General features: G+C 41.2%; 18 protein-coding genes. 5 read left to right on the top strand and 13 right to left on the bottom strand.

The annotated features are described in order from the left end of the window. Positions 1 to 6: 6 nt before the first annotated feature. From CXF88_RS20330 to CXF88_RS20320, 3 genes are all read right to left on the bottom strand, one after another. Positions 7 to 789, bottom strand: coding sequence for a capsule biosynthesis GfcC family protein (locus CXF88_RS20330; protein WP_101088599.1), 783 nt, complete (start codon positions 787 to 789; stop codon positions 7 to 9). Continuing rightward, positions 786 to 1,502 (bottom strand): YjbF family lipoprotein, encoded by a 717-nt coding sequence (locus CXF88_RS20325; RefSeq protein ID WP_101088598.1) that lies wholly within the window; start codon positions 1,500 to 1,502, stop codon positions 786 to 788. The genes CXF88_RS20330 and CXF88_RS20325 overlap by 4 nt, the downstream gene beginning before the upstream one ends. Positions 1,503 to 1,588: 86 nt before the next feature. Next, positions 1,589 to 1,885 carry a hypothetical protein gene (locus CXF88_RS20320; protein ID WP_101088597.1) on the bottom strand — a complete coding sequence of 99 codons (297 nt, stop codon included), beginning with the start codon at positions 1,883 to 1,885 and terminating at the stop codon, positions 1,589 to 1,591. 235 nt (positions 1,886 to 2,120) lie between these two features. Here CXF88_RS20320 and coaD point away from each other — a divergent pair, with 235 nt between their 5' ends. Both coaD and CXF88_RS20310 read left to right on the top strand, forming a co-directional pair. Continuing rightward, complete coding sequence (gene coaD, locus CXF88_RS20315) at positions 2,121 to 2,627, top strand: pantetheine-phosphate adenylyltransferase (protein WP_101088596.1); 507 nt, start codon at positions 2,121 to 2,123, stop codon at positions 2,625 to 2,627. Between the two features lie 58 nt (positions 2,628 to 2,685). Then, positions 2,686 to 4,140 (top strand): capsule assembly Wzi family protein, encoded by a 1,455-nt coding sequence (locus CXF88_RS20310; protein WP_242445219.1) that lies wholly within the window; start codon positions 2,686 to 2,688, stop codon positions 4,138 to 4,140. Positions 4,141 to 4,246: 106 nt separating this feature from the next. On the opposite strand, the gene mutM is transcribed toward CXF88_RS20310, so the two are convergent. The 8 genes from mutM to CXF88_RS20270 form a co-directional block, all read right to left on the bottom strand. Beyond that, a complete protein-coding gene (gene mutM, locus CXF88_RS20305; RefSeq protein WP_101088594.1) occupies positions 4,247 to 5,062 on the bottom strand; it encodes a bifunctional DNA-formamidopyrimidine glycosylase/DNA-(apurinic or apyrimidinic site) lyase in 816 nt (271 codons plus the stop codon). A 9-nt stretch (positions 5,063 to 5,071) separates the two neighbouring features. Further along, positions 5,072 to 5,530: a hypothetical protein gene (locus CXF88_RS20300; RefSeq protein ID WP_101088593.1), complete on the bottom strand. Its 459-nt coding sequence runs from the start codon at positions 5,528 to 5,530 to the stop codon at positions 5,072 to 5,074. Between the two features lie 106 nt (positions 5,531 to 5,636). After that, positions 5,637 to 6,623, bottom strand: a complete 987-nt coding sequence (moaA, locus tag CXF88_RS20295; RefSeq protein WP_101088592.1) for a GTP 3',8-cyclase MoaA — start codon at positions 6,621 to 6,623, stop codon at positions 5,637 to 5,639. An 8-nt stretch (positions 6,624 to 6,631) separates the two neighbouring features. Then, complete coding sequence (locus tag CXF88_RS20290; protein ID WP_101088591.1) at positions 6,632 to 8,449, bottom strand: bifunctional molybdopterin-guanine dinucleotide biosynthesis adaptor protein MobB/molybdopterin molybdotransferase MoeA; 1,818 nt, start codon at positions 8,447 to 8,449, stop codon at positions 6,632 to 6,634. Between the two features lie 17 nt (positions 8,450 to 8,466). Further along, complete coding sequence (mobA, locus tag CXF88_RS20285) at positions 8,467 to 9,057, bottom strand: molybdenum cofactor guanylyltransferase MobA (RefSeq protein ID WP_011639329.1); 591 nt, start codon at positions 9,055 to 9,057, stop codon at positions 8,467 to 8,469. Beyond that, the gene (locus tag CXF88_RS20280) at positions 9,041 to 9,790 is read right to left on the bottom strand and encodes an energy-coupling factor ABC transporter ATP-binding protein (RefSeq protein ID WP_101088590.1); all 750 of its coding nucleotides are present in this window, start codon (positions 9,788 to 9,790) and stop codon (positions 9,041 to 9,043) included. The genes mobA and CXF88_RS20280 overlap by 17 nt, the downstream gene beginning before the upstream one ends. A gap of 1 nt (position 9,791) precedes the next feature. Then, on the bottom strand, positions 9,792 to 10,499 hold the full coding sequence (locus CXF88_RS20275) for an ABC transporter permease (protein ID WP_101088589.1): 708 nt from the start codon (positions 10,497 to 10,499) through the stop codon (positions 9,792 to 9,794). Beyond that, the gene (locus tag CXF88_RS20270) at positions 10,496 to 11,320 is read right to left on the bottom strand and encodes a substrate-binding domain-containing protein (RefSeq protein WP_101088588.1); all 825 of its coding nucleotides are present in this window, start codon (positions 11,318 to 11,320) and stop codon (positions 10,496 to 10,498) included. Before CXF88_RS20270 ends, CXF88_RS20275 begins: the two co-directional genes overlap by 4 nt. 293 nt (positions 11,321 to 11,613) lie before the next feature. Here CXF88_RS20270 and CXF88_RS20265 point away from each other — a divergent pair, with 293 nt between their 5' ends. After that, on the top strand, positions 11,614 to 13,002 hold the full coding sequence (locus CXF88_RS20265; protein WP_101088587.1) for a sigma-54 dependent transcriptional regulator: 1,389 nt from the start codon (positions 11,614 to 11,616) through the stop codon (positions 13,000 to 13,002). A 56-nt stretch (positions 13,003 to 13,058) separates the two neighbouring features. Then, positions 13,059 to 15,149 carry a HAMP domain-containing sensor histidine kinase gene (locus CXF88_RS20260; RefSeq protein WP_101088688.1) on the top strand — a complete coding sequence of 697 codons (2,091 nt, stop codon included), beginning with the start codon at positions 13,059 to 13,061 and terminating at the stop codon, positions 15,147 to 15,149. Positions 15,150 to 15,862: 713 nt separating this feature from the next. Here CXF88_RS20260 and CXF88_RS20255 read toward each other — a convergent pair. Further along, complete coding sequence (locus CXF88_RS20255) at positions 15,863 to 16,543, bottom strand: 7-cyano-7-deazaguanine/7-aminomethyl-7-deazaguanine transporter (protein WP_101088586.1); 681 nt, start codon at positions 16,541 to 16,543, stop codon at positions 15,863 to 15,865. A 305-nt stretch (positions 16,544 to 16,848) separates the two neighbouring features. Next, positions 16,849 to 18,231, bottom strand: a complete 1,383-nt coding sequence (locus CXF88_RS20250; protein WP_101088585.1) for an isochorismate synthase — start codon at positions 18,229 to 18,231, stop codon at positions 16,849 to 16,851. A gap of 317 nt (positions 18,232 to 18,548) precedes the next feature. Between CXF88_RS20250 and CXF88_RS20245 the strand changes: the two genes are divergently transcribed. Next, the gene (locus CXF88_RS20245) at positions 18,549 to 19,742 is read left to right on the top strand and encodes an HD-GYP domain-containing protein (protein WP_101088584.1); all 1,194 of its coding nucleotides are present in this window, start codon (positions 18,549 to 18,551) and stop codon (positions 19,740 to 19,742) included. Positions 19,743 to 19,759 lie beyond the last annotated feature (17 nt).

Here is a 19,759-nt window from a genome sequence, read left to right as displayed (position 1 = left end):
TCATGGTTAACGTATCCAATATTTTAATAATTCAATCACTTGTTGATTTAATACTTGTTCATTTTCTTGAGCACCTTGAAATTCAAGGTAAATAATTGCCCCCGGCGCAATATCAATATGGTGATTATTCCAATAGGCTATTGGGTAATGTTCAACTTTTCCATCAGGTTGAATTAACCATGCAAAACTGTTGTTTGAATCATCTATTGGTAAAGCCCAATCGAGGTATTTCGTTGCATTTTGCCTGACTCGAAACGGTTGTTTGCCATTTTTCTCTACTGCACCTAATACCATTACATATCCAGGTTTGGTTGGTAATGAGAATAAATAGTGTCCTGAAATAAGTGGATTTAGTTCTTCTTTAAGTCTTGCTGAGTCAAAGTCCAAAATAATTGCTTCACGTTTTGCGAATTCATTAACCGTTATCCAATCTGATAATGCTTTTATTGCTTGAATATTTTTTGGCTTATTTTTATTGGAATCTTGGTTACTCAGTAAATGTAAAACTTGTTGTTGCTGGTTTTCTACTGCCGTGGCGGCGGATAGGTCATAAAGTCCGGCAGATGACCAATAGATAGGTTGTGGCTGGATGTCATTTTGAGAAACTAATTTACTAATGTTTGCCAAACTGTCTTCAACAACTTGCACCAATCGTACAGGTTGTGAATATTCAAGCGTTAATGTTCTTGTTGCTGTTGCTGATTGTGTGACGGTAATTGTTGTTTCAGCGCTGACACTCCGAGCAAGAAAAATTAATAAAAACGGTAGTAATCTAATAAACAGCGTCATTTTATATCCTCAAATGTATAAGGCTTTAACAGCGTGATATCAATATAAGGGAGATTGGGAGCAATTTTTTGGTTGCTTTTAAAGACCACTCCAGAAGTGGCATCAATCCAAAACTGGTTGTTGTATTCGATACCTAATTTGGGAATAAATACATGTTCATCAAACCTTTTCAATAGCATGGGACTCTCATTGATGATTACGGTCTCATCAGCAATAAAGGTAAAGGTTGATTGCTGCTTGTAACTAAAATGGTAACCGGGTTGCCAATCAATGGTACTTTGCCATTGCATTGGTGTGCTGGTTAAATGAAGTCCTAATGAAATTGGATCGATTTGTTCGCTGCTAAGGGCGATAAGGTTGCCATCAAACAAATTAACTGTTTTCAGTAAGCGACCGTTGCGAGTAACGAGCATCGCAGCATCAGATGATACCCACTTTAATTCAGCATTTTTTTTTGAAAATGGCGTAGCAGGGATTGTCTGTGGTGCTTCAGCAAAAGCAAGTAATACATAGGCTTGAGAAGACTTATTTACTCTGACGTAGATACTGGCATATGGACTACTTTCAATTTTGCTTGCTGAAATGACCGAGTCAGGCGGTCCGATAATATTTTCTTTAACCATATCAGCAATTTGGGATGAAGTGTTACTGCAACCAGATAAGGTGATCAAAGAGATAACAAATAGAGTTTTGCTATTTAAAATAAAAGGCATACTAGCTCAATTCCTTAAGCTTTATAATATTTATGGAAAATAAAAAAAGCACATTAAAAATGTGCTTTTTTATTTTACTAACGACTTTAGTTTGTAACTGAAGTTGTAGTAGTGCCTGTACCAGTGCTCGTTGTTGTTGTACCAGTGCCAGTACCAGTACCTGTGCCATTCTCAGAATTACTATCATTCACAGACACAGCAACTACGCTAACAATAACTCCAGTAGCAACAGCAATACCACCTACAGCTACAGCACCTAAGCCACCAGCACCAGCACCAGCACCAGCACCAGCACCAGTACCAGTACCTGCAGTTTCTTCAGCCGCTTGAGCTGAACTAACCATTAATAAAGCAGTTGTTAACGCTATAGCTAATTTTTTCATATTCAAAGTATTCCCGTAAAATATCCAAACAAACCTATGATAGATTAGCATACAATCAATTCACTTCCATATTAAATTCGATATTATTGGTTAATAAATATTCAATGATGTTGAGATAGTAATTTATTGGATTTCAATTTTTTTACAAAAAATGTTTAATTAATTGTTGATGACAAGTGTGTTGAGACATAATAAGCAGATAAAATCACTGAACACTAATCAAAATGGCATTATTATGCACAGAAGAGCTATTTATCCTGGTACGTTTGACCCAGTGACCAATGGTCATGCCGATTTAATTGAACGTGCAGCACGCTTATTCAAGCACGTGATTATCGGTATAGCGTCAAATCCTTCTAAGCAACCTCGTTTTTCTCTTGAAGAGCGTGTCGCTCAAGTCAATTTAGTGACAGCACATTTAGATAATGTTGAAGTTGTTGGCTTTACTGGTCTATTAGTTGATTTTGCTAAAGAGCAACATGCTAGTGTCTTGGTGCGTGGATTGCGAGCGGTATCTGATTTCGAATACGAGTTTCAGTTGGCAAATATGAATCGCCGTTTGAGCCCTGATCTTGAAAGTGTGTTTTTAACCCCAGCGGAAGAAAATTCATTTATTTCGTCAACGTTAGTCAAGGAGGTCGCATTACATGGGGGGGATGTAAGTCAATTCGTTCATCCACAGATCGCAGCTGCATTGAAACAGAAAGTGGCACAAATTCAAGCCGAAAATAAAGGTAAGTAATCGTATGATAAAGGGATTTAGTTTGATCAAGGTTGCCGTCACGCTTGGCTTAAGTACTATGATTATCACAGCGGATAGTGCTCAAGCCGCACCATGGGTAGATACCTCCGATATCTATTTGCGTGCAGATATTCAAGCGTTAGCTGATGCCGGAGTGATTAGTGCACCTATTAATACATTCCCATTAATGTGGTCTGGTATTGGGACTGATTTGGCTCAAACTGAACCTGCTTTGTTAACGCCTGATTTAGTTGATGCTTTTGCACGAGTTAATTTTTACTACCAAAATGCTGTTGGTAATCGTGGTAACACCAGTATAAAAGTGGCTGCCGCATCTGATGAGGCACGCTTTCAACATTTTGGCTCAGATTATCGTGAAAAGGGCCAGTTACAAGGCTCACATGAATACACTGGAGAGCGATTTTCTTATAAGATTTCTGCATCGGCTAATTATAACCCTGCGGACGACGAGGAAATCCGTTTAGATGATTCTTATATTGCGGTAGTGCTAGGCAATTGGATTGTCACAGCCGGTAGCGTCGGCCAATGGTGGGGGCCTGGATTTGATTCCTCACTCCATAAATCAAATAATGCTCGCCCAATGCCATCTTTAATGGTCAGTCGTAATAATTCACAAGCATTTGAAACGCCTTGGCTGTCATGGATAGGCGATTGGAGTTTAACGGGCGGTGTGAGTATGACCGAGGAAGATCGTTATGCTTCGCATACCCTATTATGGAATCTTCGTGGGGCAATTAAGCCACTTAAGCAGTTAGAAATTGGCTTATCTTGGACTACTCAGTTTTGTGGTGAAGGTCAGGAGTGTAGTTTTAATAGTGCAGTTAAATCTATTACCGGGCAAAGAGATTGCCGAATTGATACTGAGTTATATGAAGGTTGTTCGAATTATGGTAATCAAATGGCGGGTTTTGATATTCGTTATGCAGACGAGTGGTTTAATGTTCCAGTAGGACTTTATTTTGAAAGAACCTGCGAAGATTCAACTGGCCAGCCATGGGAAATCGCTGATTGCGCTAAAATGGTTGGTGTTGACACAAGGATTAACTTTAATAGTCAGCAGTATAAATTATTCTTAGAATATACCAATACTTTGGTGTATTGCTTTGAAAATGAAACGGATGCAAATTCAAACTGTTTTTACGAACATTCAACCTACCTCAGTGGCTCACGTTATTATGGTCGTGCTTTTGGAAGCACCTACGACAGTGACGCTAATGTGTATGTTTTAGGGTTAATAGGCCAATTTGATAATAGTCATGGGTTTACTACGTTACTACGATATGCTCAGCTTAATAAAGACGGTGAAAACTTTGATAGTGTTTGGGCTCCACAGCCATTGAAAGAAGATATCATGATGCTGGAATTGTCATATCGTTTGCCTATGTTTAACGGCATGTTGACCTTAGGTGGCAGTGTGGCTAATTCGGAGTTTGAAGTGCAAGACGATGACACTCAAGGTACGGTTTTTTCGACTTACGAATATAAGTTTTAAGCGTTAATGGTTGATTAACCCGAGTTGAGGTTGATGATATGAGGGAGCCCAATGGCTCCCTTTTTTATGCGTAAATTGACATGCGATTTAGGCGTTATTTATCCGACTAACGCTGTTGGCATAAACCACAGAAAACCGTGGTACGTTGGCCCAGTTTTATCTCACTTAATAAATTGCCACAGGCTGTACAAGTTTTGCCGCCACGGCCATAAACATGTAGCTTTTGGGCAAAATAACCTGGCTTACCGTCTGCATTAGTAAAGTCTTTTAATGTTGTGCCGCCTTGTTCAATGGCGTGTGCCAAAATTTGTTTAACTTCACTGACAAGAATTGTTAGCCGTTCTAAATCAATACTTCCTGCCGCGGCTTCGGGGTGGATCCCGGCAGCAAATAAAGCTTCGTTGGCGTAAATATTACCGGCTCCAACCACGATGTGATTATCCATTAAGCACAGCTTAATCGCCTTTTTCTTGCCAGCAAGTGCTGCTTGTAATTGTAATGGCGTGAAATGAGGACTTAGTGGTTCTGGGCCAAGCTTTGATAGCAGTGGATGGGCTTCTTCTGGTAATTCATACCACAACCAAGCACCAAAGCGACGTGGATCGTTAAATCGCAACATGCGCCCATTTTCGAGTACTAAATCAATATGGTCATGTTTTTCGATTGGGGTATTGCGCGGTAAAATACGTAAGCTGCCTGACATGCCTAAATGCACTATTGTCATTCCTGCATTGGTATCAATGAGTAAGTATTTCGCTCGTCTGCGGACATTGGTAATACGCTGACCAACAATGTTTTGAGCAATAGCCGGCACAGGCCAACGAAGCGAGGCATTGCGCACAATCAATTCACTTACCGTTTGTTCAATAAGGTATGGACTGATCCCTAGGCGGGTTACTTCAACTTCTGGTAATTCAGGCATAATGACTCATTATTTTGGTTGAGGAGGTATGGCTAATATAGGTTGTAACCCGGCCCGTAAACTCGGCGGTACTAGATACCAATTTTGACTGGACGATTGTAACAAGCCTTCATTTGGAAAGTAGCGCCATAATTGTGTTGTTTGCATATTATCGATAGCAATAGACAGTGTTTGCTCTTTAAGGCTATGTTCAGGCTGATTTTTTAATGGTGATACACTAATATTTTGCCATGATAAAGCCCATTGCTGACAATTGAGCACCTGCGAATGACACTGCCACTGTCCGTCTTGTTGACTTAACCAAATACCATCAAGTTGTAATTGTTTCAACGGCAGCTGCAGATCAAATAAAGGCACGGTATCATCCGGGACATTGGCGGTTTTGTCATTGATAAAAGACAACACCGCAATCATAAATACACTGGCACCAATAATAATATAGTTCCAACTTTTACGTGACAGAGCCATAAATCACCTTAATGTGGATTAAAACTATCTCAAACTGGTAATGTAACGCGCAAGTTTGAAGCGGAAAATCATGGCATAAGTGTACCATTGACGATAGCAAAAACAATTAACCGCCAGTGGCATTCATAAAGCGTAGTATTTGTGGCGCAGCGTTGAGGTTAAAGTGGTGAGATTGCGGCTTGTATTGCATTCCATCGGTAATGGCTTGTTTAAGGCGTTCAATATCGGCGGGGAATTGTCGCACAATTGATTTTAAATCAATGGCATTGTCATTACCTAAGCACAAGAGTAATTGCCCTTCAACAGTCACTCTTACGCGATTACATTGATGACAAAAGTCATTGCTGTGTGGCGATATAAATCCGATCCGAATCGTGCTGTCGGCCATCTTTACATATCGAGAGGGGCCGCCTGTGCGTTTAGATGAAGCGATTAAGGGATAGCGCGTTTCTATAATGTTTCGGACTTCGTCACTTGAACAATGACGGTGACGATGGCGATCATCCATGAGTCCAATTGGCATTTCTTCAATAAAAGCAATATCGAGTTGGCGTTGGCGACAGAACTCAACTAAATCTAATACTTCATGATCGTTTTGCCCCCGTAGAATGACCGTATTAATTTTGATGTTACGAAAGCCAGCCGCTATTGCGGCATCAATGCCAGCGATGACACGCTCCAGTTTACCGTTACGTGTTAGCTGCGCAAACACATCGGGGTTTAAGGTATCAAGGCTGATATTCAATCGGCTAAGGCCATTATCAAACAGTGGCTGCGCTAGCTTAGATAATCGAGACCCATTAGTGGTCATTGAGAGTTCTTCAAGACCAGGCAATTGCTTTAACAATTTGACCAGTTTGTCACAGTCGGATCGCACTAGTGGCTCGCCACCAGTGAGGCGTATTTTTTTTACCCCTAGCTCTGTAAAAGCTTGGGCTATCCACGATAATTCTTCCAAACTAAGAACATGTGATTTAGGTAAAAAAGTCGGATCTTCACTCATGCAATATACACAGCGAAAATCGCAACGATCAGTTACCGATAAGCGTAAATAATCTACTTTTCGCTGAAAACGGTCGATAAGTTGGCTCATATCAGCACTTACAGTAAATCAGCAAAGGGTTGAATAAACACAGACTCGCCAGCAGGTATGCTGGCAGTATCATCACCAATAACAATTAAACAATTAGCGCTGACCATTGAGCTGAGCATGCCAGACCCTTGCGCACCCGTGGTACTTACCTTGATTCTGCCATCTGACCCAATAGCATAAATACCGCGTAAAAATTCAGTACGCCCCGTTTTACTGCGTAATGCATGCTGTGCAATGGCAGGAATAAACTGAGGTTGCCAGTGAAGTTCGCCAGCTAATTTACGGATAGCAGGTTGCACAAACTGTAAAAATGCCACCATAACCGCCACAGGGTTTCCCGGTAAGCCAAAAAATAGGCTTTGGTCAATATTCCCTACCGCGAGAGGGCGACCTGGTCGCATGTTAATTCGCCAAAATTGAGTGTTGCCCACATTGGCGAGTGCCGTTTTAATGTAATCGGCATTACCCACCGATACGCCGCCAGAGCTGATGACGATATCTGCTTGCTCTGCCGCACTGCGTAACGTCGCGGTGAGTATGTGTTCATCATCTTCAATAATGCCTAAATCGATAACCTGACAACCGAGCTTTTTAGCCATCGATAATACGGTATAGCGATTTGAGTCATAGATGCAGTTTGGTTTGAGTGTTTGTCCTGGTTGGCTGACTTCATCGCCAGTTGAAAATACCGCGACGGTAGGGCGTTTAAATAAAGGTAGTCGATCAAATCCAAGTGATGCTAATAGACCTAGTTCAGCGGCACCTAAGCGTTTTCCTGCCGCTAAAGCGACGTCACCGCTAGCAATATCTTCACCTGCTAGACGTACATGCTGACCTTTAATAATGTGTTCATGTTCAAAAAGGGTTAACAGGTTATCTTGTTCGTTTGCTAGCTCTCGTGGCTGAATGGTGTCAGCGCCTTTTGGCACTGTTGCTCCGGTCATAATGCGCACGGCTTCGCCGTCTTGCAGCATATTGGAGTAATGATGTCCTGCTAATACTTCTGCCACGATTTTAAGAGGTTTATTAGATAAGTTACTAAACGCAAAGGCATAACCGTCCATTGCTGAGTTAGTTTGTTGAGGTACGTTTATTTCAGAAATAATATCATGTGCCAGTACGCGATTATCAATATCGAAAAGACTGACTAATTCAGTGTCCACAATAGGGGTAACTTGACTTAATACCGCCGCAACGCCTTGGGATACACTAATGCCATGTGGACTGTTTTCCGTATCGTCCATTTGAGCTGCTTTGCTCGCATCAATCGGCAAGCGGACCTCTTCTGCCTGCCAATTTTGTTGATAGTGTTGTACAAAATCAGCAATTTGCGCCACGTTGTTTAAATCTAAGCGCGTTAATGAATCAGGTACTGTGGTTTCATCACAACAGGCAATCGCAACGATATTGTCATCATGTATATGAATCAAAGGTTTATTATGTGCTGCACGGTGTAATTCAATTTTAGGTAATGCCAGTTTTTTAAAGCCTTCTACCAGTACGATATCGACTTTTTCTGCTTCAATTTGACGCAGTAAATGTTGTAATTGTGGGTCGTCATCAACAGGATCTTCAGTCATTAATGCCCAGCGTATATGAGACGCTACCAATACTTGCCTTGCCCCAGCTTTGCGCATTTCGAAACTGTCTTTACCCGGAACATCAACATCAAAATTATGATGTGCGTGCTTAATAACGGCTAAACGTAAACCGCGTTCAATTAAGGCCGGAATAAGCTGTTTAAGTAGAGTGGTTTTACCTGTGCCACTGTATGCACAAAATCCCAAAACGGGAATGGACAATGGATTAGAAAATAATGCTGTCATGAAGTACCTCTACTGAATTACTTGGCAATTTGCGTTGCTAACTGCTGTTTTTGTTCTGGTGTATTGATGTTAACGAATGCATTGGGTTGGTCAGCAAAACTTTCTACTGCCACTTTATGTTGGCGATACCAAAAATCAATTTTGCGCTCTCCCGCATCTAAAAAAGCCTGCATCGATGCTGCCAGATGTGGTTTTAGCAATAACACTACGGGTTGTTCATATTCACCATCACTAGCAACAGCAAGGTCGGCTTGTTGTTGCTCTAAAGCCGCTAATAACCTTGCTGTTAAGTCGGTTGGCAGCATAGGACAGTCACAAGGGACCACAAGTAAATAATCAGCTTGAGTCTGTTTTAAGGCGGTAACCATTCCAGCTAAAGGGCCTAAATAACCGCTGTCTTGATCGCTGAAAACGGTGTAACCCCATTGCTCATATTGAGCTTGGTTTCGATTTGCGTTAATCAGGATCTGATCCACTTGAGTCGACAGCTTATTAATGGTATGACAAATCATCGCTTGGCCATTGAGATCCACTAAGCCTTTGTCATTGCCGCCCATTCGTCTTGCCATGCCGCCAGCTAAAATCACCGCATCAATTTGTGGTGCCATAATGTAATTCCGTTGTGTGGGTATCATGTAAATCATCTGTTTGGGGTACATGAATACTGGTATGAATTGTGCGTTGCTTTATATGCCAATGTTGTTGACACAACGCGGTCAGGCCACAGGTTTGATGACTGCTAATTAGCAGTCCTGTGCCGTCTTGTTTGAGTTGATTAATCATCGCGAGCACTAAGCGCTGTGAGTGTTTATCCATATTCGAAATCGGTTCATCAAGCATTAACAGTTTAGGTTGTGCTATCCAAGCTCTGGCAATGGCAAGACGTTGTCTCTCGCCCCCCGATAGATCGCTAGCATTATGATTCAGTAAATCGGTGAGTTGAGCCATATGAATGGCCTGTTGGATCCGTTTTTTACGTTGTTCAGGCGCTAAAGCCCGCTGATCCAAGGCGTAGGTTAAGTTGTACTTTACTGTGCCTTCAAAAAGATAAGGATGTTGATGTAAATAAACCGCTTTACCTAAAAGAGATGACGGTCGCCACCACGTTTGAGGCGCAAAACCCTGGCTGGTGATCTGGCCTTGGTTTGGTTTAATCAATCCAGCGAGGAGTTTCATTAAGGTCGATTTACCCGAGCCATTGTCACCTTGCAGGTAAATGACATCACCTTGGCTAAAATGTAAATCAGTTGCGCTAAAGAGTCTCTGCTGATTAAAGGTTACCAGTAGGTTAGTTGCATGAATACTGGCCAAAGAGGTGTCTGAGTCATGTGATAATGTCATTTTAATGACTCCTCGGGACGGCTTTGCCTCGCAATGAACCTAAGATGAAGTTTAACACTACCGCTAATATCAATAAGACTAATCCTAGCGCGATAGCTTGTGCAAAATCGCCTTTGCTCGTTTCAAGTGCTATTGCGGTGGGAATATTACGGGTGACATTCATAATATTACCCCCTACCATCATCGAGCAACCTACTTCAGTTAAAATGCGACTAAACGCTGCAATAATGGCGAGTAGTAAGGGGCCCCGCAGTTCACGACATAAGGTCCAAACCGCGCGTAGCCATGAGGCTCCTAATGTACGAGATGTTTCCCACGCTCTACGATCTACACTGGCAAAAGCGGCTTGCGACAATGCGATTAATACTGGAGCACAAATTAACATCTGTCCTAAAATCATTCCTTTTTGGGTGAATAGCCACTTTAAATCGCCTAAGACACCATTGCGAGTTAACAATAAATATACTAATAAACCAATCACGACAGTGGGAATGGATTGCAATGTTTGCACTAAATTAGTGACGATCCAACGGCCTTTGAAATGACTAAACGCGAGGATAAAACCTAACATCATCGACGGAACAATGGTGATCAACAGCGCGGCAAAAGACACCGAAAATGAGATGTTAATAATTGCCCACACATGTGGGTCAAAAGATAGCAGCAAACTAAATGCTTGCTGCAATAGGGCTAACCAGCCGTCACTCATTTTTTATAAGTTGCCTTAAACAATTGCTCTCCTTGCACTTTATAATTATTGATCATAGTTTGCGTTGCAGGGCTAATAAACCAATCGCTTAATGCTCTTGCCCCTTTATGATTCAAGTCTGGGTATTTTGTAGGGTTGATCAAAATAATTTGGTAAGGGTTAGCTAATTCCGCGCCACCTTCAAAACTAATATTAAGGTCTAGCTTAGCTTTATAAGCAATAAACGTACCGCGATCCGCTAATGTATAAGCCTGAAACTCATTGGCCATTAATAAGGTTTTACCCATGCCTTGCCCAACGGAGGTATAGCCGCTAAATTCAGGTTTAACGCCCGCATCTTTCCAAATGGCTAACTCTTTCATATTAGTACCAGAGTTATCACCACGAGAAATAAATTTACTTGGCTTATGAGCTATTTTGCTAAATGCTTCAATGGCATCTTTGCTCGACTTGAGCCCAGCCGGATCATTTTTAGGCCCTAATACAATAAAATCATTTTCCATAATTCCGCGAGGCTCAATACCATAACCGTCAGCAACAAACTGTGCTTCGGCTTCTGGAGCATGAGTCATAACAACATCAACATCTCCCTGACTTGCCAGCTTCAATGCTTTACCTGTACCCGTAGCAATCACTTGTACACTATAGCCTGATTCCGCTTCAAATTTTGGCAACAGCGCCCCAAGTAATCCTGAGTTTTCAGTACTGGTTGTGGTCGCTAACTTGATCACTTCATTTGCGAGTGCAGTTTGGCTGAACATTGCTCCACTGAGTACCGATGCCGCCAACAGAATACTAACGCTTGCTTTGAGTTTTAACATTGCCGCTCCTTGATATATTAATAATCATGATGTTCATACTGAAAACTTGTACAAAACATTAAGCCGTTTTGCTTAATTACTAATGCAATAAGCAAGTTAGATGCCAAGCAGTGTTAATGCAAATACAGTTCACGCATAAAATCGAAACTGTGAACTTGCTCCCAAGCTTTAATCATTTATCTTAGACAAATTGTCCCACGATCACTTTTCTGTGGTTCATAGTGACCAAGTGTTGTGATTTCGATGATACAGTAGTGAAAAGCGCGTCAAAATGTCCAAATAAGAGTCCATTTATGAGTCCAAATGAACATATTTCCCCAGTAAGCAAGACCACTATGTCGGTTCTTATCGTTGATGATGAGCCTGGCATGCGTAGTTTTTTGATGAAAGCCTTGGCAAAGAAGTTTGCCTTGGTAGAAACCGCCTCCACAATTGCCCAAGCAGAAGAATTACGCAGTCACGGCCATTTCGATTTATTGATTGTTGATATTCGATTGCCCGATCGTTCAGGTATCGAGTGGCATGAAGCGCTAGATGATCCAGATCGTCAATCAGATATCATTTTTATGACCGGTTATGCTGATATGGATGTGGCAATCAAAGCATTACGTGCTGGCGCCTCTGATTTCATTATGAAACCGTTTCACTTAGAACAAATGATTACCGCCGTTGACCGCTGTATCGAGAAACGATTGCTAAAGCGTGAAAATTTTATGCTAAGGCGAGAACTATCGCACGGACAGTCTTCCACCATTATCGGCAACAGTGAAGCTATCCGTGATGTGAAAGAGGTCATTGAACGCATCGCACCGACAAACGCAGTTGTATTAATTGAGGGCGAATCAGGCACAGGCAAAGAGCTGGTGGCCAGACAATTACATCAACAGAGTGGCCGAAGTGGTGCATTTGTCCCAGTAAACTGTGGTGCCATCGCCCCTGAATTGTTAGCCAGTGAACTATTTGGCCATACAGCGGGCGCATTTACCGGGGCTAAAGGTAATCGTGAAGGGTTATTTAGTTATGCCTCTGGTGGTACGATATTTTTGGACGAAATTGGCGAAATGCCGATGAACATGCAAACCGCTTTACTCAGAGTGCTTGAGCAACGAGCTATTCGTCCTGTAGGAAGTGAAAAAGAAATCGATATTAATGTGCGCGTTGTCGCGGCCACTAATCGTTTATTAATTGATGAAGTTGAAGCGGGTCGTTTCAGACGTGATTTATTTTATCGTCTGAATGTATTAAACATTGTTATTCCATCTTTGCGCTCTCGGCCAGAAGATGTTGTTGAGTTGACTCATTATTTTACCTTGCAGTTGTCACAAGAGCTGGGTATTAAAGATGTTATTTGGAGCCACGAAGACCTACAAGTACTGCAACAGCATGATTGGCCCGGTAACATTCGTGAACTGCGAAATATGATTGAACGTTGCATCTTATTAGGCAAACCGCCTGCGGAATATTGGAAAAAACCAGTGTCAGTTATGGTGAATGATGCGATGGGCTACCCGCTAAATTGGCCATTAAAAGAAGTTGAAAAACAACATGTGACCAAAGTGGTCGATAGCCATAGTGGTAATAAATCTGCTGCAGCGCGAGATTTAGGAGTGTCACGAAAAACATTAGATAGAAAATTTAAAGATTGGCTAACCCATGAAAAACAAGGCCTTGAGGAAGAATAATAGTGGTGCATTCTACTGGTATTTTTACGCGAGTTTTCGGTATTAGTTGGCTGCAAATGCAAGCCAAAGTGCGTTATCGGATTTTGTTTTTGACATCATTACCCATCTTATTAACCTTAATTAGCTTAGTATTTATTACCATTTACTGGAATGTCATATACACAGGTAAGCAATTGTTTATGAAGGTAAAGGCTGACTTAGTTGTCGCTAATAGTACCTTAGTGCAAGTGCAGGAACGCCAACAAGACAAGCTCGACTCGATAAGTGAATCATGGGATTTTCAACATGCATTTAGGCTAATAAAACACAGTGAGCAACAACCTAATCCAAGTGCGATAAGTGCATTAAATATTCTATTGGCACAACAGAAAAAAGAGTTAGGGTTAGACTTTTTACGTTTAATTAGTGTTGCCGATGCCGCTGGAGACCCTGATTTACGTTTGATGTTACATCAAACCAAACAGAAGGTTTTTTCGGGTTTAATGGTATTGCCAGCCAAACGTCTCGAAAGAATTAACTCAGGTTTAGCAAAACAAGCTCAAATTACATTGATCCCGACATTACATGCTAAAAACCCTAAACAAACCATGGAAACCCGAGGTTTATTAAGTCGAACGCTACTGCCAATAGCCGATCAGTCGGGAAATGTATTTTGGTATTTAGATGGTGGGATGTTGTTTAACCACAATACCGACATAGTCGATAATATTCGTGACTTAGTATACGGCAAAGGCACTTTGCCTGAACGTTCAATCGGTACCGTAACCCTTTTTTTGGATAATATTCGCATTAGCACCAACGTGCCTATGGAGTTGTTTCCAAAAGACAGCAATAAATCCAATAGAGCCTTGGGGACCTTAGTGTCTGATGAGGTTTATCAGCAAGTACTCATTGAAGGCGAAACGTGGATAAATCGTGCCTTTGTACTTAATGATTGGTATATCTCGGGTTATCTACCTTTACTCGATGTTCGTGGCAAAAGGGTTGGGATGGTGTATGCGGGCTTCTCTGAGTCGCCTTTTTTACATAATTATTTACTCAATATTATCGAGCTCGGCACTATTTTAGTTTTCGTGTTATTGATTTCAGGGTTTTTAGTTTATCGCGCTGCTAATAGTTTACTTCAACCTATTGAATATATTCACCAAGTTGTTACTGCAGTACAGTCTGGTCGAAATGTCAGAATTGGTAAATTAGACATCAACGGTGATAACGAGTTGGCGCATTTAGCCGAGCAATTTGACCGGATGTTAGATCAGTTGCAGCGACGTAATGCTCAGATTCAAGCGGCAGCAGAGCAGCTGGAAATAAAAGTAGAACAACGTACCCGCAGCTTGCAAGATAAAACAGAAGAGCTCGAACGTAATGTTGCGTTGTTGCATGCCACCAGACAGCAATTAGTGACTAACGAAAAACTCACCGCACTGGGCGAACTGATTGCCGGTATTGCCCACGAAATTAATAATCCTACTGCCGTTATCTTGGGGAACATGGAGCTATTAAAATATGAGCTGGGTGACAATGCTGCGATAGTCGAAGAAGAAATTGAATTGGTTATTCAACAAGTCGGTAGGATAACGACTATCATTCGTAGCCTGCTGCAATATAGCCGTCCTGGTGAATTTAATGCGCCGATAACATTACAACCTGTGACGCCAATTGTTGAAGAGATGCTGTTATTAGCGCGTCACTCTATTGAGCAACAAGAAGTGAAATTGATCAAGGAGTTTACGGCTACAGGTTCAGTAGAAGTCAATCGACCTCAACTATTACAAGTGCTGATTAACTTAATGGTTAATGCTGCCCATGCGATTGAGAATAAAGGTCGAATTTGGCTACGAACCTACGACTGGCTAGAAGACGGAATCGCTATTGGGGTAAAAATTGAAGTTGAAGATGAAGGGATGGGGATTTCGAAACAAGATTTGAGTCGTATCTTTGATCCATTTTATACCACCCGTAAAGATGGTACTGGTTTAGGGTTATCTCTGAGTTATGGGATTATTAAACGACTTGGCGGGATGATCGAAGTGAATTCGACGGTAGGCACTGGCACTATATTTACCATTGGGCTTTACCATAAAGCCAAAGATGATCAGCAGCTTGGGCCTTATGAAGGCCTACATTTTGGTGACAGTACACAGTAAAATACTTTACTAAATAGGCAAGAAATAGACAAAAAACAGGCAAAAAAAAGCCGGGTGATTAACCCGGCCACAAAGAGTGTGTGAGCAATGTCGTGCTTGCGAACTCTGCAGACTAATTAAAGGTGATGAAGTCTCTATTTAGTAAACCGAGCTTTGGAACGCAAGTTAATAGTAATCATTCTCATTTGTATTTGCAAGTGTTTATCGTCATAAATTTCATTTTTATATAACTTCTTAAAATCATTAGATTAGTTATTGATTAATAGAGAAAATATCTTTCTCTATTAGCCTTTTGCCTTTCTATTTAGATGGGGTTATTAAATGAAACTATTTTTATGTGGATTTAAGCGTTGTTTAGCGTAATGGAAAATGGATTTGTGCTGTCGGAATATACTATTAGCCTTACTAGAGCTACTGCGCAGAGATATAGAGTGAAGTTCTGTGTAAATCCGCTTTAATCTACACTATTTAGTTATATAGCCTCAGGTGAGAATTAGAACGGAATGTCGTCATCCCAGCTGTCGAAAACATTGTAAACGCCGCATCAATGTCGCTTACTGTCGGCATAATTAATTAAGCCGACAGTAAGCGACATTGATTAACTGCTTATGTAAATCAAGCAATCATTTAAATAAACCTATTATCTAGATTAAACCTATTATCTAGATTAAACCTATTATCTAGATTAAACGTTTACGCAAATACTATGATGCTCACTTACTTACTTGGATAACAACGTTGTCATTATCGTTGCTGTCATTAAGTAGAATCTTGTCTTGCAGCACTTTTAGTAACACACCATAAGCGGGCAAAAACAAACCTAGGCTCACTATCAGCTTAAAGGCGTAATCCACCGTGGCTATTTCTGGCCAGTGTGTTGCCATAAACGCATCGTTTGAGGCATAAAACGCTACACTGAAAAACACTAAGGTATCAACTAAGTTACCAATTAATGTTGATGCAGCAGGTGCGACCCACCAAGCTTTGGCCTGACGTAATTTTGCAAATACAGTGATATCCATGAGCTGACCAATTAAGTAAGCCACAAAGCTGGCAAAGGCGATGCGAAATACAAAACTATTCCACTCAGCTAAGGCGCTAAAAGCTTGTAATTGACCTTGATGAAACAATACGCCGACTAAATACGACACTACAAGTGCCGGTATCATGGCTTTGAGGATAATGCCTCTAGCGGCTTGCTGACCAAACACTCTCACGGTTAAATCGGTTGCTAAGTAAACAAATGGAAAGCTAAAAGCACCCCAAGTGGTGTGGTAGCTAAACAGCTGAAATGGCAGTTGGACAAGGTAGTTGCTTGCGCAAATAATTAAGATATGAAAACTGACTAATAGCATCAGTGCTCGGCGATATTTCGCCTGGGTTAACGTCAACATATTGTGGCCTTTTTAATTGGGTTAGCGCGGGGTGAGGGAACCCGCTATTAGTTTGGTTAACAGTATTTACTGGTGTTAACGAGGCTATTTAGCCGCCGTTAAACAGATAAGCTAATGTCTGTTATAGAGATTATTATTATTTTAGTTTATTGGCCGAGTTTACGTTACACACATCCATTAGTTAGGCCATATTGAAGGCAATACCAAGGTGTTGGCAAACGCGGGGCGAGATAATAGCATGTGCTTTGCACAAGCGAAAGATTTCGTCGAGGATAACGCTATTGGTTTTAGTTCGCTTAGGAAGATTAAAAGTCGATTAAAATAGACAGAACTGTGGCTAACTTATTTTCCAGTTCTTGCCATTCAGCTTCAGGATCTGAGCCTGCAACAATGCCTGCGCCAGCAAATAAATTGATTCTTCTCGGCTCTATCAGTGCACTTCTAATTGCGACTGAAAACTCTGATTCATGGTGATTTAAATAACCACAAGCTCCAGCATACCAACCTCTAGCGTAACCTTCACGCTGGCGAATAAAGTTCAGTGCAGCCTCGCGCGGTAATCCACCCACTGCGGGAGTGGGGTGCAGTGCGCGTAATAATTCAAAATCACTAACGCCCGGCTTTAACTGCGCTCGAATAGCGCGGTGCAAATGTTGAATATGATTAAGCTTGAAAATTTTAGGTTGCTCATCAGCACCTACATATTGGCTTAACGGTGTGAGCACATCGACAATATGTTTTCTGACTAACTGATTTTCATGGCTATTTTTAATGTCATCTAATAATGCCTGTGCCAGTACATTATCTTCTTCTGGATTGAGCCCTCGGACAGTTGTTCCTGCTAATGCTTCGGTAAACAGTTCCTGTTGGCGACGTAAATATAACCGTTCTGGTGAGCAAGAAATAAATGCGCGTTCAGGGCTAAATTGGAATCCAAATTGAAAACTATTCGGATTACGGCCTTGCCAACATGCTAGTACTGTCCACGGGTCAATATTGTCATCTACATCTATTTGGCTGTGGCGTGATAATACGACTTTAGGTGTTGAGTTGATAAAATTTGCTTGAGTGACTTGTTCAACTAACTCTTTCCAACGTGAAAAATTAGGTAAATCACTCCGACCCATTAATGTGAGTTTATTCGGCGGCGACAAAGGACGTGGCTTTTGCACCATTGCGATAGCATTTAGGGCAGATTGTATTTCGTCTTCAGGCTCACCATTTTCAAAATTAAGATTCACTAATACTCTGACGTGATTACCGCTACGGCGTAATTCAATTCTGGGTAATATAAAGTGCGCACGACCAAACTCAGGCCAACATTCTACAGTGCGATCAAACGCTAAACCGCCATAATAACGAATATCTTGATGATTGGTTTTATTGCGTTGCTGTTGATAAATTTGCGCTAGGGCATTGTCGTCAACTTGGTCGGCAAAATAAAACGTTTTGCATGAGCCTATGGCGGCGACATCTTCGTTTCTATCGCGGCCGTGCCAATAGATTTTTGGGTATATGGTTTGAGCGCTTAACCAAGATATTAATGGCAGCGCAGCAGTCTCTACAGATAACTGCACGATAGGGTCACAGATCGGCACATTGCGAAGTTGTTCGAGCTTAGTAATTAACTCGCTAAATTGTGATGAAAAAAAGTGACCAGCCAATCTATACCTCTCGTATAACAACATAAGAGTTAACGTTAATAAACCTATTAAATTGTGTCAATTGGCAAGATGAAAGCGTGTGATCTGAATTGCTAATATAGCGTACTCTTTACCAGCATCTTTGTACTGTAAATGATGCGGCAGCAAGTTACTCAATATCATCAACAACAGCTTGATTGTTTCTCGTTGAGATTTTTACAGAGATCGTGAATCGGAATGTGACCATACGGTAATATTTCCCTAAAAGAAGTAGGCGAACGAGCTAAAGTAGTTCAAAATATAGCTAGTATTATGTGAGCTAGATCCCGTTATTAAAGTTCTCTTTCGGAGTAATTGTTACAATGAATGATTCTGTGGAATCAAGCAATGTCATTAAAATCCCCATCGATAAACTTGCTTTAGGCATGTTTGTGACGGCAATAGATCATCAGCAAAGTAAGGTGGCTATTCGTAATCCCGGACAAATCAAACATCGTGATGCAATTTTAAAGCTGAAAAAAAATAACATTCTGCTTGTGTGGGTTGATGTTGATCGATCTTCAGATACTTGCGGGCTAAAAACAGCAGGTAAATCGAGCTCTGCTAGCAGTTTATTGGTACGTAAAGCGACCGTCACTCGAGATGGTCAACAAGTGCAGGCAAAAAAGCTACTTGCTGAAGCAAAAGGCTTAATTCAAAAAGTGATGTCGGAAACCTTCAGCGGTAAAGCCATTGAAGTCAGTCAATTTGAAGATGTCGCCGACAAAATGATTGAGTCTGTTATGGACGATGCGGATGCATTTAAGTGTATTTCTGCACTGCGTACCAAAGATGCTTATTTGCTTGAACATTCTATTAATGTTGCCTTTTTATTGGTGACTTTTGGTAAACATCTTAAGCTTGATCGTGAACTGCTAAAGCAGATGGCTGTGGGGGGGATTTTGCATGATATTGGCAAAATCCAGGTCGATAACGAAATTTTGCACAAACCAGGTAAGCTAACCCCAGAAGAATTTGAGCACATGAAATTGCATCAGTTTTATGCAATTGAAATCATGAATGAAACAAAAGGCTTATCGCAAGTGAGTAAAGATGTGTGCTTAATGCATCATGAAAAACTCGATGGCCGTGGTTACCCTAATGGTTTAAAAGATGAACAAATTCCTCAACATGGGCGTATGAGCTGTATTGTTGATATTTTTGATGCATTAACTGCTTCGCGTTGCTACAAAGAAGCCATGAGCCCGGCGGCAGCGTTTAAAATTCTGATAAGCTTGACCCCATTTCATCTTGATCAAAAGCTTGTTTATGAGTTCATTCGCTGTGTGGGAATATATCCAGTCGGTTCATTGGTGCAGCTATCGGATGAACGAGTCGGAATAGTATGGGACTCTAAAGGGCGTGATGCGTTGCATCCTATTGTTAAGTGTTTTTATTCGATTAAACATAAGCGCTACACTGAAGTGACTATGGTTGATTTGCTTAAATCGGAATTGCATATTGAACGTGGCGTATCACCAAGTATGCTTGATGTCGATCCCAGCCAGTTTTACTAATCGGTTATCATCATAAA

Source organism: Shewanella sp. ALD9 (assembly GCF_002836315.1).
Taxonomy (GTDB): Bacteria; Pseudomonadota; Gammaproteobacteria; order Enterobacterales; family Shewanellaceae; genus Shewanella.
Note: the sequence above shows the minus strand (reverse complement) of the source record. Positions and strands in the feature narration are given on the sequence as shown.